This is a genomic window from Nitrospina gracilis 3/211, assembly GCF_000341545.2.
GTDB lineage: Bacteria > Nitrospinota > Nitrospinia > Nitrospinales > Nitrospinaceae > Nitrospina > Nitrospina gracilis.
In genome coordinates, this window is record NZ_HG422173.1 from 526,909 (window position 1) to 538,541 (window position 11,633).

General features: G+C 55.0%; 13 protein-coding genes. 7 read left to right on the forward strand and 6 right to left on the reverse strand.

The window, feature by feature from the left end:
* Positions 1-259: 259 nt before the first annotated feature.
* Genes TX82_RS02450 through TX82_RS02470 form a run of 5 tightly spaced genes read left to right on the forward strand, consistent with a single transcriptional unit; the run spans position 260 to position 5,283 of the window.
* Positions 260-1,672: a radical SAM/SPASM domain-containing protein gene (locus tag TX82_RS02450; protein WP_005006429.1), complete on the forward strand. Its 1,413-nt coding sequence runs from the start codon at positions 260-262 to the stop codon at positions 1,670-1,672.
* 30 nt (positions 1,673-1,702) lie between these two features.
* On the forward strand, positions 1,703-2,152 hold the full coding sequence (locus TX82_RS02455; RefSeq protein WP_005006430.1) for an NUDIX domain-containing protein: 450 nt from the start codon (positions 1,703-1,705) through the stop codon (positions 2,150-2,152).
* 23 nt (positions 2,153-2,175) lie between these two features.
* On the forward strand, positions 2,176-3,285 hold the full coding sequence (locus TX82_RS02460) for a radical SAM protein (protein ID WP_005006431.1): 1,110 nt from the start codon (positions 2,176-2,178) through the stop codon (positions 3,283-3,285).
* Positions 3,286-3,289: 4 nt separating this feature from the next.
* Positions 3,290-4,231 carry a thiamine pyrophosphate-dependent dehydrogenase E1 component subunit alpha gene (locus tag TX82_RS02465; RefSeq protein ID WP_005006432.1) on the forward strand — a complete coding sequence of 314 codons (942 nt, stop codon included), beginning with the start codon at positions 3,290-3,292 and terminating at the stop codon, positions 4,229-4,231.
* Complete coding sequence (locus tag TX82_RS02470) at positions 4,222-5,283, forward strand: alpha-ketoacid dehydrogenase subunit beta (protein ID WP_005006433.1); 1,062 nt, start codon at positions 4,222-4,224, stop codon at positions 5,281-5,283. The genes TX82_RS02465 and TX82_RS02470 overlap by 10 nt, the downstream gene beginning before the upstream one ends.
* 36 nt (positions 5,284-5,319) lie before the next feature.
* Here TX82_RS02470 and TX82_RS02475 read toward each other — a convergent pair whose 3' ends face one another.
* The 6 genes from TX82_RS02475 to TX82_RS02495 form a co-directional block, all read right to left on the reverse strand.
* Positions 5,320-5,673 (reverse strand): hypothetical protein, encoded by a 354-nt coding sequence (locus tag TX82_RS02475; protein ID WP_042250375.1) that lies wholly within the window; start codon positions 5,671-5,673, stop codon positions 5,320-5,322.
* A 57-nt stretch (positions 5,674-5,730) separates the two neighbouring features.
* The gene (locus tag TX82_RS02480) at positions 5,731-6,165 is read right to left on the reverse strand and encodes a hypothetical protein (RefSeq protein ID WP_042250378.1); all 435 of its coding nucleotides are present in this window, start codon (positions 6,163-6,165) and stop codon (positions 5,731-5,733) included.
* Positions 6,166-6,214: 49 nt separating this feature from the next.
* On the reverse strand, positions 6,215-6,667 hold the full coding sequence (locus TX82_RS02485; RefSeq protein WP_005006437.1) for a hypothetical protein: 453 nt from the start codon (positions 6,665-6,667) through the stop codon (positions 6,215-6,217).
* 37 nt (positions 6,668-6,704) lie between these two features.
* Entirely contained in the window at positions 6,705-7,094 is a 390-nt protein-coding gene (locus TX82_RS02490) for a hypothetical protein (RefSeq protein WP_005006438.1), read from the reverse strand.
* Positions 7,091-7,267, reverse strand: a complete 177-nt coding sequence (locus TX82_RS16115) for a hypothetical protein (RefSeq protein WP_005006439.1) — start codon at positions 7,265-7,267, stop codon at positions 7,091-7,093. Before TX82_RS16115 ends, TX82_RS02490 begins: the two co-directional genes overlap by 4 nt.
* Positions 7,268-7,423: 156 nt before the next feature.
* Positions 7,424-7,861 (reverse strand): hypothetical protein, encoded by a 438-nt coding sequence (locus TX82_RS02495; protein WP_005006441.1) that lies wholly within the window; start codon positions 7,859-7,861, stop codon positions 7,424-7,426.
* Between the two features lie 1,063 nt (positions 7,862-8,924).
* Between TX82_RS02495 and TX82_RS02510 the strand changes: the two genes are divergently transcribed.
* Positions 8,925-10,553 (forward strand): ferredoxin-like domain-containing protein, encoded by a 1,629-nt coding sequence (locus TX82_RS02510; RefSeq protein ID WP_005006448.1) that lies wholly within the window; start codon positions 8,925-8,927, stop codon positions 10,551-10,553.
* Positions 10,554-10,562: 9 nt separating this feature from the next.
* Positions 10,563-11,393: a formate/nitrite transporter family protein gene (locus TX82_RS02515; protein WP_005006449.1), complete on the forward strand. Its 831-nt coding sequence runs from the start codon at positions 10,563-10,565 to the stop codon at positions 11,391-11,393.
* Positions 11,394-11,633 lie beyond the last annotated feature (240 nt).

Below are 11,633 nucleotides of genomic sequence, written 5' to 3' on the forward strand. Positions count from 1 at the left end.
CAACCGTGCCCGCAGGCCCTGACAAAACCCGCAAGCATTTAAGGCCCCGGTTCTTCAATGAAAAACACGTCTTAACTCCTTGCCGTTTCAGGAGTTCCTATCCGGTTTTGATTGATTTCACAAGCGGTCCTTGGCATAATACCTGAACGGCCAGACAGCCTGAACAGGCACGCATCCGAAAAAACCCGACCCCGCTAGGGTTTTCAGTTTTCCGGCCCAAACCCGATTGCATCAACCCTATGTCCATAAAGGCACGCTAATGAGCGAATCTGATTCGAATAAAAACCGTTTTGGTCTCGACGCAAACACCCACATCCCCAAGGATGTTCCGCTTGCCAAAACCCCGGGACACAAACTGCGTACGTCCAACACCATTGTCGACCGCAAGGCCCTGCACGAAACGCAGATCAAACTGAAAGAACAGGCGGTCGATTCCAAAAAAATCGACAAGATGGACGACCAGGAAGTGGAGTACGTCCAGTTCGAGGACCAGGTCGGCATCATCCGTAAAAGCGCCGGAGAAGAAGAGGAAGCGCAGGAACCGGTTCCGAACATGTTCACCGGTCCGAGCTACCGCAACCAGAAAGAACGGTTCCGCTTCGACGGCCACAAGATGATGCACCACCTCGACCGCGTGATGTCCTGGATGCAGGGCGGCCGCTTCGCCCCCATCCACATCGACATGGGCCTGACCAAATTCTGCAACACCGCCTGTCTTTACTGCTATGCGGTTGTGCAGAACATGACCAAGGGCACCATGATCCAGCGCGACGCCCTGCTCCGCTACATCGAGGACTGCGGCAAACTCGGCGTGCGTTCCATCGGCTTCATCGGCGACGGCGAACCGACGCTGAACCCGGCCATGTACGACGCCACCGTGCTCGCCAAGCAGATGGGCGTGGACACCTCCATGGCCACCAACGGGCTGATCATCGACATGGATCGCGCGCATGAACTCCTGCGCGACATGACTTTCATCCGCATCAACCTGTCCGCGGGCACGCCGGAAGGCTTCCGCCGCGTGCACCAGTCCACCGAGGAAAACTTCCACCTGCTGGTGGAAAACATCCGCGAGCTGGTGCGCATCAAGAAGGAAAACAATTACCAGTGCACGATCGGCCTGCAGATGGTGCTCATCCCGGAATGCTTCGAGGAAGTCATCCCGGAGGCCAAGCTGGGCGCGGAGCTGGACGTCGATTACTTCGTCATCAAGCACTGCTCCGACTCCGAGTACAAGGAGATCGGCATCAATTACGAAAACTACCTGTCTCTCGAGGAGATGCTCCACGAAGCCGAAGGCTACAGCAACGACAGCTACGTCGTGCAGGTGAAGTGGAACAAGATCATGGCGGCGGGCGAATCCGACCTGTACAAGGACGGCTACCGGAAATACGACGTGTGCTACGGCACGCCGTTCCTGCTCCAGATCTCCGGCAACGGCAAGGTGTATCCCTGCGGCCCGTTCTTCAACAAGGACCGCTTCTACATCGGCGACCTGCACACCGACTCGTTCTACGACATGGTGATGGGCGACCGTTACTGGGAGGTGCACGAGGACGTCGCCAACTCGGTGGACGTGCACAAGGACTGCGCCATCGGCTGCCGGCAGGACTACGTCAACAAGTTCCTGTGGGACCTGAAGAACGCGCCGGAACACGTCAACTTCATCTAACCCGCGCCGCACCCCCGGGGAGGGGGACGTGTGACCGATTTCAGCCAGAACGAATCCCTGCCCGTCTTCGTGGGCGCGATCGTGAGCGACCCCGACGGCCGAATCCTTTGCCAGTTGCGCGACAACAAGCCCGGCATCCAGTATCCGGGGTACTGGACCTGCTCGCCGGGCGGCCATGTGGAACCGGGGGAACCGCTCACGGACGCCATCCTGCGCGAACTGCACGAGGAATTTGAAATCGAGGTGGATGCACTGCAGCCGCTGACCACCCTGCGCTACACGGCGGCGGACCCGGAACCCCCGGGCGTGTACAACGCATTCACCGCCCACCTGCGCACCCCGGTGTCCGAAGTGCGGTGCAACGAGGGGCAGAAAGTGGACTTTTTTCGGCCGGACGCCATCCGGAAACTCAACGTCCACCCCATCAGCCTGCGGTTTCTCGATTTGTTTTTGACAGGGAAAACCGAGGCGTTATCCTGATAAAGAACCACTGAAAGGAAGCAATGGGAATCCAGATCAACGAAAAGACCGAAACCGTGAGCGACAAGCACAAAATCGACGGACACAAACTGAATTACCATGTTGACCGCGTCAACGAATGGCTGTCCGGGTCGCGCACCGTGTACCCCATTTATATAGAAATCGCCCCGACAGGCGCCTGCAACCACCGTTGCACCTTCTGCGCCGTCGACTACATCGGCTACAAGGTCGTCCACCTGGACACGGACCTGCTCAAAAACCGGCTGACGGAAATGGGCCGCCTCGGCGTGCGCAGCATCATGTATGCGGGCGAGGGCGAACCGCTCCTGCACAAGGACCTGCCGGACATCATCCAGCACACAAAAAAATCGGGCATTGACATCGCCATCACCACCAACGCCGTGCCCATGACCAAAAAATGGTCCGAGGCCGCGCTGGATGCCGTCACTTGGATCAAGACCAGCATCAACGCCGGCACCGCGGAATCCTACGCGCAGGTGCACCAGACGAAAGCCGACGACTTCAACAAGGTGTTGAGCAACCTGGAGACCGCCGCCAACCTGAAAGCGAAACGCGGCGATACCTGCACGCTCGGCGCGCAGATGGTCCTGCTCCCGGAAAACGAGCACGAAGCGGTCACGCTGGGCCAGCGCATGCGGGACGTCGGCATGGATTACCTCGTCATCAAGCCGTACTCCCAGCACAAGAAAAGCATCACGCGCAAATACGAGAACATCGACTACTCCAAGTCCATCCAGTTGAAGGACGATCTGGCCGCGCTCAACACGGACAACTTCTCGGTCGTCTTCCGCGACAACACGCTGACCAAGCTGTTCGATGACAGCCATTACTACCAGAAATGCTATTCGACGCCGAACTTCTGGGCCTACGTCATGGCCGACGGCGCGGTGTACGGGTGCAGTGCGTATTTGCTGGACGACCGTTTCAATTACGGCAACATCACCGAAAACACCTTCCAGGAAATCTGGGAAGGCGAAAAGCGCATGGCCAACCTCGAGTACGTCGAGAACGAACTCAACATCTCCGAGTGCCGCAAGAACTGCCGCATGGACGAGGTGAACCGTTACCTGTGGGACATCAAGCACCCGCCCGCCCACGTCAACTTCATCTGATTCTATGATCCAGAAAGAACACGCACGCGACCTGTACGAAAACCTGATCCGCATCCGCATGACCGAAGAAGCGATCGCGGAAGAATACGCCCAGCAGGAGATGCGCTGCCCGGTGCACCTGTCCATCGGACAGGAAGCGGCGGCGGTCGGCGTCTCCGCCTGCCTCGAAGACACCGACGTCGTGTTCAGCACGCACCGCTGTCACAGTCATTACCTCGGCAAGGGCGGCAACCTGAACGCGATGATCGCGGAACTCTACGGCAAGCAAAGTGGTTGCGCCAAAGGGTTGGGTGGCTCCATGCACCTGATCGACCAGAGCGTCGGCATGCTGGGCGCCTCGGCCATCGTCGGCGGCAGTATTCCCCTTGCGGTCGGCGCCGCATTGTCTTTCAAAATGGACGACAAGAAGCGCTTGGCGGTTGCGTACTTCGGCGACGGCGCCTGCGAGGAAGGCGTTCTGCACGAAAGCCTCAACTTCGCCTCGCTTCACAAACTGCCGGTGCTGTTCGTCTGCGAGAACAATTTCGTCGCCACCTCGTCGCACCTTTTGGCGCGCCGCCCCATCGACAACATCCATGAGCACGGCAACGTGTTCGGCGTGCCCGGCATTCGTGTTGACGGCAATGACGTCGGCGAAGTGGTCAGCGCCAGTCAGCGCGGTGTCGCCCGCGCGCGCGAGGGACTCGGTCCCACGCTCATCGAGGCGCGCACCTTCCGCATGATGCGCCACGTCGGTCCGCAACAGGACAAGAACACCGGCATCCGCACCGAAACGCTGTGGGAGGAATGGGAACAGAAATGCCCGGTGCGCCGCTTCGAGGATTTGTGCCTCAAGAACGGCTGGCTCACGCAGGAAGACATGAACGGTATCCGCAAGGGTATCCAGGAAGCAATCCAGGCGGCCTTCGAGTTCGCCAAATCCAGCGAGGACGCGGTATGGGTGTGAACAACGATCAACGGATTCTCAAATACCGCGAAGCGCTGAACGAAGGCCTGACGCAGGCGATGGACGCCGACCCGAGCGTGTTCGTCATGGGATGCGGCGTGGACGACGAGGGCGGTATCTTCGGCACCACGCGCGCCGCGTTCGAAAAGTTCGGCAAGGACCGCGTGATGGATGTGCCGCTGGCGGAAAACTCGATCGCCGGCATCGGCGTCGGCGCGGCCCTGCTTGGCAAGCGGCCGGTCATCGTGCACGCGCGCAACGACTTCCTGCTTCTCGCCATGGACCAGATCATCAACCACGCCGCCAAGTGGGAGATCATGAGCGGCGGCAAGATGAACTGTCCCATGCTCATCCGCGCCATCATCGGCCGCGGCTGGGGTCAGGCGGCGCAACATTCGCAGAGCCTGCAGGCGTTTTTCTCACACGTGCCCGGCCTGAAAGTGATGCTCCCCGCTTCCGCTTACGACGCCAAGGGCCTGCTGATGGCCGCGCTGGAAGACACCGGCACCGTACTCTCCATCGAACACCGTTTGTTGTATGAGACCGAATCCCACGTACCCGCAGAAAAGTACACCGTGCCGCTTGGAAAAGCCGCCGTGAAACGCGAAGGTGCGGACGTGACAATCGTAGCGTTTTCGTTTATGGTGAAGGACTCTTTGGACGCCGCAAGCTCTCTCAGCGAAGAGGGCATCGATGTGGAAGTCCTGGATCCGCGTTGCTCCAGTCCTCTGGATATGGACTGCATTCTCGATTCCGTGCGCAAGACGGGACGCTTGATCGTTGCCGACACCGGCTGGACCAGTTTCGGTATTACCGCGGAGATCGCGGCGCGGGTTCAGGAGCTCTTGTTCGATTCCCTCAAAGCCCCCATCCTGCGCGTGGCGCTTCCCGACAAAAACACGCCGTGCAGTGGCCCCCTCGAAAAAGATTTTTATCCCGGCGTGGAAGACATCTGCCAGGCCGCTCGCCGCGTCACCGGCGCGACGGGTGAAATGAAAGCCGGCGACCGCACCGCCCCCCTCGAACACTCCACCTTCCAGGGCCCGTTTTAGGTTTCCAGCTTTTCTAATCCCACCAAGCTTATTATTTCAGTTCTCCTCGTCGCTCGACCTTCTCTCTTTAAAATTATGCGTGGAGAATGCGATGAAGTAGCAGACAGCGAACAAAATCAGAAAAAACATCACCCGGTTCTCGATAATGGCCCAAGTGACTTCCTCCACAGGAAAGAAACTGGCACTGATCAAACTCAGGCTCAAATACAATGAAATCAAAATCCTTTCTTTGCGGGTCAAGCTGGGGGACTTACCCCACTTCAATCCGGGCAGGTAAAGCCAGGGATTCAAATTGTCCCGCTTACACGCCTTATACAAAATAACCGTCGCCGCCAGAAACAGGGCAATCCAAAGAAACATTGCTATGGGATGATGAATTTGAACGGCCATAAGCTTGAATCAAAAAAGCGTTAGCTGACATTCACTCCGCATTAAAAAACATACAATTCATTTTGAGAATGGAGTTCTTGAGCGTTGAAAATAAATCAGCTTCTCATTTTCGAATTGGAGAAAATAAGCATGAATTAGAATTTCTTCCCAGGTTAATTTCCATGAATTGTATTTTAAATATTCCCGCTTATCTTCCTCCGTAAATTTTAATGGGCCATAATTTTTTTGGTATGGAATATTGGCATTAGAATCTTTTTCTTTTTTCGAAACCCCAAAAGCCGTTGCTCGAACATCTTGATCTCTTAAAGTTTCAGAAAGCTTGGAAAAGGCTTCTACCTTACTCATCCCAATTGTCAGGCCGAAACCAGTACCCTCTTTATAAATATACCTAAACGTGGTTACTTCCCAGAAAAACCAGACAAAAAAATATAGCCCGAGAATCCCATAGACTCCGTAAGCAAAAAATTTCTTTAAAGAAAAATTTTCATCCATCCCCACTCCACCTTCCAAGGCCCGTTTTAAAGTTTTCTCCAGGAGACCTTTAGAGCAAATAAAAAATAAAGACCCCAAGCGCAAGCACACAAAAAATCAGGAGAGATGTCTTCTTCCAAGCTGGATACTTATCTTTTTTCTCAGCCTCAAAATCCTCCTTCGAAACTTCGACCAAACTGAATAATTTATGGGGAAGAATGATGATAAATATGATCGAGGAAAGGGCACCGTATTTACCGATCGCGCTGTAACACATTAGATAAGTTTTTTCTCCGGCGGAAACATCCATTGATATGGGTTTGCTCCTGCACCAATCCTGCGAGACCCGGAAGGTATGTTGCCCGACAGAGAGCGGAATACGAATACATTCATCCTCCGCTATTTTCGAATGCTTCTCGCCATTCACATGAATCCAGATACGTCGGAAGAATGACATTCGAGCCTTTCTCAGGATCAATACGGTCCCTTGCCCCCTGCGGTCTGCATCTCTCGGCGTTTCCATGAACCCCTCTTAATAATCAATCTACAGAATCCAACAATTAATTTCTCTGTTTCAGGCGCCTTAGGATTTCCAGTACTTCATCTTTTCTTAAAGTAACTTCTGCACTTGTTTCATCTGCCAAATATAAAACCCATTCCTCGATTTCCTCAGACTCCATTTCAAAATCTTGAGAAAGCTCAAGGGCTGTGGCGAGGTAGCACACTTCATCAGAATCCAGTTGATCGTTAAGAAACCCTTCGCAGATTCTTTTCACATGAGGAGCCTTGACGATAAAGACATTATTTTCGTAGTCAAGAAAGACGGGAGAGCTGGCTCCCCGTTTTGGCTTGTTGCGCTTGTAACCAGCGACACCTTCTTCAATTTCCTTTTTCAGGGATTCAAAATCTTCTTTCCCATCCAAAAACCTTTTCAAGAAGCTGGCTTTCATGACAGTACTTTTTCCACATTCACTCCGTATTTTTCTCGGATTTTCTTCAACACCCTGTAAAGCTGATAAAAATACACAACCGTTCCCGCAACAAATATTGACAGAAAAGTAAAATAAGCAATCGGACTCACATCAAATTCCGGCTCCCCATTTATTTCTACCATGTCCGCCATGAATATAAATTCCAATTGAAAAACCGATATCGAGAAAAGGAGAGCAGTCCCAAATGCACTTCATAAAGAAGCACCTGAACCAAAAACACTGCTGCTAACACAAAAATCAAATCAACCATGTTGGCAACCCTTGAAGTTTTGCCGCCTGAATAATCGCTAGTCCCAGTAACTCGCAGATCGCGGTAAAATTATCGTTCCATCCAAAAGGCCCCAATTGTCTTGGATTGTTCCTCGCATGCCGTTCACGTTAAAATGCCCTTTAAAGGTTCCCTTTAATGACCTCTCATTTATAAAATTCGGAGCTTCAAATTTAAAAAAGATTGCTTTGTCTTTTATTGCAGGTTGAATCGGCAGAGGCTCGCTCGGTTCTCCAAGGCAAAACTGGAAGGTGCCTTTATAACCATCCGGGGTGGCAACGATTCGAATTTCAAATCCGGACAAATCCCCATACTTCATTTTGATACTGCTAAAGGTTTCCAGTTTGTCTTTGCCGGATTCAGAAAAGCCTGCCGACGGCATGGTTGCAACCGTTGCCGCAACACCAATCAATAAACATAACAGCCGAATCTTTTTTAAATTGGATTTGATTTTCACTTTTTGGCCCTCCAGCGCATGCTATCCATCTGTGATCCTCTTCACTTCACCTTTTCTCCACAATTTGGACATTTCGATGGCAGCCACGGCAGGGCACCGTAAATTAGAGGCTTATCCAGTTCAATTTCAATAAGTGGCCTCATGACAAGGGACCAACCGCATTCATGGCAACGAACATTGCGAGTCAACCAGGCACAGTAAAGAAACAAAACAAAAATAAAGACGATAAAGAAAGAATGGACCTCAAGTGCCAAGTAAATCAAAAGCAGTCCACCGAGAAGCCACAAAATGTAAATTTTAATGAGTTCCTTAGCCTTGGTGCCCATGTATTTCAGTATAAGGGCAGGGGTGGGGATGTCTACAGGGATGCGGAGAGCGGATGCATCGTATTGTTAAAAATACTTTAATCAGGGTGAATACTTCAGGCCTTGTTCGTCGCGTGCCGCTCCTCGAAGAAAGCCGAAGGAAAAAGCCCCCTAACCCCCTTCGGGGAGAAGGGGGAACTTATTTCTCCCTCCCCTTTTTCAAGGGGAGGGCTGGGAGGGGTTACCAATGACCGTTTCCGCTTTTTATCCCATTCAAGGAAAGTTTTGCATAACTGATAAAAAGGAAAAGCCATCAGTAACCTCCCCTGTATCCCCTCCTTGAAAAGGAGGGGGAGGAAAACTACTGTGGAGCGCGCCCACGGACCATCGCAGAGACTGTCGGACAGTAGCCATCCGCCTCGGACACAGTCCGCGCCCTCAGACCATCGTTCGCCCGCAAAGCAGTAGCCATCCGCCTCAGGCTCAGCCTGCCAACTGCTTGAAATTGCAACACTGCCTCATTTTGTGACTTGGTTTTAGGCAGGGCTGTATGGCCAAAATCCGCCCCGGCACCCGGATACAGCCCTGGAACCCGCTCCACACTCTCTGCCAACCTTCCCGAATCGCCCTGATTTAAAAGGCTTTCCGCGCCCCCCGCTTTATTTTGAAAAATTTTTCCCTTCTCCCCCGATTCCGGCACCGTTGTTGCAATAGTCCTTGGCTTTAATCACCCGCATGGGAAAGGACTATCTGACGGCATGAACAAGATCGAGGAATTGAAACTGGAGAGGGACGGGCTGGACATCAAAGCCGACATCGCGCGCTTCGCCAAAGAGGGCTGGGACTGCATCTCCGAGGACGACATCACGCGGCTGAAATGGTACGGCCTGTTCCTGCGCAAACCGACTCCCGGTTTTTTCATGCTTCGCGTGCGCATCCCGAACGGCTACGTGCCTTCGTACCAGTTGAAGGCGCTGGCGCACATCGCCGGACGTTTCGGCAACGGGCAGATCGACATCACCACCCGCCAGCAGGTGCAGTTGCGTCACCTGAAAATCGACGACGTGCCGGCGGTGTTCGACCTGATGGACGCGGTCGGCCTGACCTCCATCCAGACCGGCATGGACAACGTGCGCAACATCATGGGCTGTCCGGTGGGTGGCCTGCACCCGAAGGAGAGCCTGAACGCCTCGCCCGTCATCGAGGCGATGAACGAATATTTTCTGGGAAACCGCGAGTTCAGCAACCTGCCGCGCAAGTTCAACATCGCCGTCACCGGCTGTCCGGACTCCTGCATCCACACGGAGACGCAGGACCTGGCGCTGGTCCCGGCCTCGCGCGAGGAGGACGGCGAGACGGTTTACGGATTCAACTTGCTTGTGGGCGGAAAAATCGGTTCCGGGGGCTACCGCATCGCTTCCCCCCTCGACGTGTTTGTGAAACCCGACGAGGCGGTCGATGTATCGGCCGGGGTGGTGGCTCTCTACCGTGATTACGGCTACCGGGACGTGCGTACCCGCAATCGGCTGGCATTTCTGATCGAGGACTGGGGGGAGAAGAAATTCCGCGAGATGCTGGTACGCACCCTGGGCCGTGATCTGTCCCCCGCAGGCGAAGACCTGAGGAACGATCACGAAAACACGCACATCGGCATCTACCGGCAGAAGCAGCCGTCGATGAACTACGTCGGCATGAAGGTGCCGGTGGGCCGCATGGACCACACCCGCATGGAAAAACTGGCGGTGCTGGCGGAGAAGTACGGCAACGGCGAGGTGCGGCTGTCGCCCGCCAACTCGGTGATCGTGCCCAACATCTCCGACAAGAAGCTGGGCGACTTTCTGGAAGAGCCCCTGCTCAAGGAATTCGATTACAACCCGAACGCGCTCATCAAGGGCCTCGTCAGCTGTGTCGGCAAGGACTACTGCGGCATGGCGACCATCGAGACCAAGGGCACGGCGATGGAGGTGGCGAAGAAGCTGGAGAAGAAGCTGGACGGCATCCGCCCCATCACCATGAACTGGTCGGGATGCCCGGCCGGGTGCGGCAACCACCTGGTGGCGGACGTCGGGTTGATCGGCAAACGCGCGCGCGTGGACGGCAAGACGGTGGACGCGGTGGACGTGTTCGTCGGCGGACGCAGCGGCAAGTACCCTGCGCCCGCACTGAAGATCCTGGAGGACATCCCGTGTGACAAACTGCCGGACGTGTTGGCGCAGATCCTGCCTTACCACGCCCGTGAAAAGATGCACCCCGTAGAAAAATTACAAAAAGAAAAAAAACCGAACGCCGGGTCCCGGCCGAACCGGTCTTCAAGCGCTCCCGTGAATAAAGCGAACGCAGACGCACCATCTCGACTGCACGCAACGGACCCGGCCTTATCCAACTAGGGAGGCCCCATGTTTGATACGGACATCGACAATCTTTCCAATCAGGCGGAAAAGAAAATCGCATATTTGAAACGTTCGCCGGGCGGCTACTTTCTGCTGTCCGCACTGGCGGGCATTTATCTCGGCTTCGGCATCGTGCTGATCTTTTCGATCGGCGGGCCCATCGCCGCAGGCGGCGGCGGGGCGTATTTGAAACTCATCATGGGCGCGAGCTTCGGCATCGCTTTGAGCCTGGTCATCTTCGCGGGTTCGGAGCTGTTCACCGGCAACAACATGGTGTTCGCCGTGGGACGGCTTTCCAGGCGCATCGGCATCAGGCCCATCCTGTACCTGTTCGGCCTGTGTTTCATCGGCAACCTGTGCGGTTCGGTGTTCCTCGCCTGGCTGGTGACGGAAGGCGGCAGTCTGCCCGCATCGTCGCAGGAATTGATCGTGAAGGTCGCCGGCATGAAGATGAACCTGAGCGCGAAAGAGGCGTTCCTGCGCGGCATCCTGTGCAACTGGCTGGTGTGCCTGGCGGTGTGGATCGCCCTGCGCACGAAAAACGAGTCGGCGCGCCTCATCATGATTTTCTGGTGCCTGTTCGCCTTCATCGCCAGCGCGTATGAACACAGCATCGCCAACCAGACGCTGCTCAGCCTCGCGATGTTCCTGCCGCACGGCGCGGAGGTGAGCCTCGGCGGATTCATCCACAACCAGATCTGGGTGACGCTGGGCAACATGGTGGGCGGTGGCCTGCTGGTGGGCATGGTGTACTGGCTGGCGAACTCGCAACCGGAAACGCAGGCCGAGTCCGAACCGGCCCTGATACAGGAAACGCTGCAGGAAGAGAGCGCCTGACTTCGCATAGCCAATGCTGTCCTGTCTCCCGTTCGAAAGAAGGGGGTCGTCGGGAGACAGGATGGCGGCTTTCCTCTTATTGAAAACCCCCGGACAGGGACCCACCCTGATTTTTCTTTTACGGGGCCCCGCCGTACCGCATACTGGTAACATGACCCCCGTGCCGGAGACCCCCGACTCCCCGTTCAACGCATTTGAATTCCTGGTGAGTTTCCTTTGCGGCATGGTCGCGTTTGCCGT

Excerpts from the sequence above, each read along its gene's own strand:
- TX82_RS02450 (WP_005006429.1), top strand. The coding sequence starts at position 260 with ATGAGCGAATCTGATTCGAATAAAAACCGTTTTGGTCTCGACGCAAAC.
- TX82_RS02460 (WP_005006431.1), top strand. The coding sequence starts at position 2,176 with ATGGGAATCCAGATCAACGAAAAGACCGAAACCGTGAGCGACAAGCAC.
- TX82_RS02465 (WP_005006432.1), top strand. The coding sequence starts at position 3,290 with ATGATCCAGAAAGAACACGCACGCGACCTGTACGAAAACCTGATCCGC.
- TX82_RS02470 (WP_005006433.1), top strand. The coding sequence starts at position 4,222 with ATGGGTGTGAACAACGATCAACGGATTCTCAAATACCGCGAAGCGCTG.
- TX82_RS02475 (WP_042250375.1), bottom strand. The coding sequence starts at position 5,673 with ATGGCCGTTCAAATTCATCATCCCATAGCAATGTTTCTTTGGATTGCC.
- TX82_RS02480 (WP_042250378.1), bottom strand. The coding sequence starts at position 6,165 with ATGGATGAAAATTTTTCTTTAAAGAAATTTTTTGCTTACGGAGTCTAT.
- TX82_RS02485 (WP_005006437.1), bottom strand. The coding sequence starts at position 6,667 with ATGGAAACGCCGAGAGATGCAGACCGCAGGGGGCAAGGGACCGTATTG.
- TX82_RS02490 (WP_005006438.1), bottom strand. The coding sequence starts at position 7,094 with ATGAAAGCCAGCTTCTTGAAAAGGTTTTTGGATGGGAAAGAAGATTTT.
- TX82_RS16115 (WP_005006439.1), bottom strand. The coding sequence starts at position 7,267 with ATGGCGGACATGGTAGAAATAAATGGGGAGCCGGAATTTGATGTGAGT.
- TX82_RS02510 (WP_005006448.1), top strand. The coding sequence starts at position 8,925 with ATGAACAAGATCGAGGAATTGAAACTGGAGAGGGACGGGCTGGACATC.
- TX82_RS02515 (WP_005006449.1), top strand. The coding sequence starts at position 10,563 with ATGTTTGATACGGACATCGACAATCTTTCCAATCAGGCGGAAAAGAAA.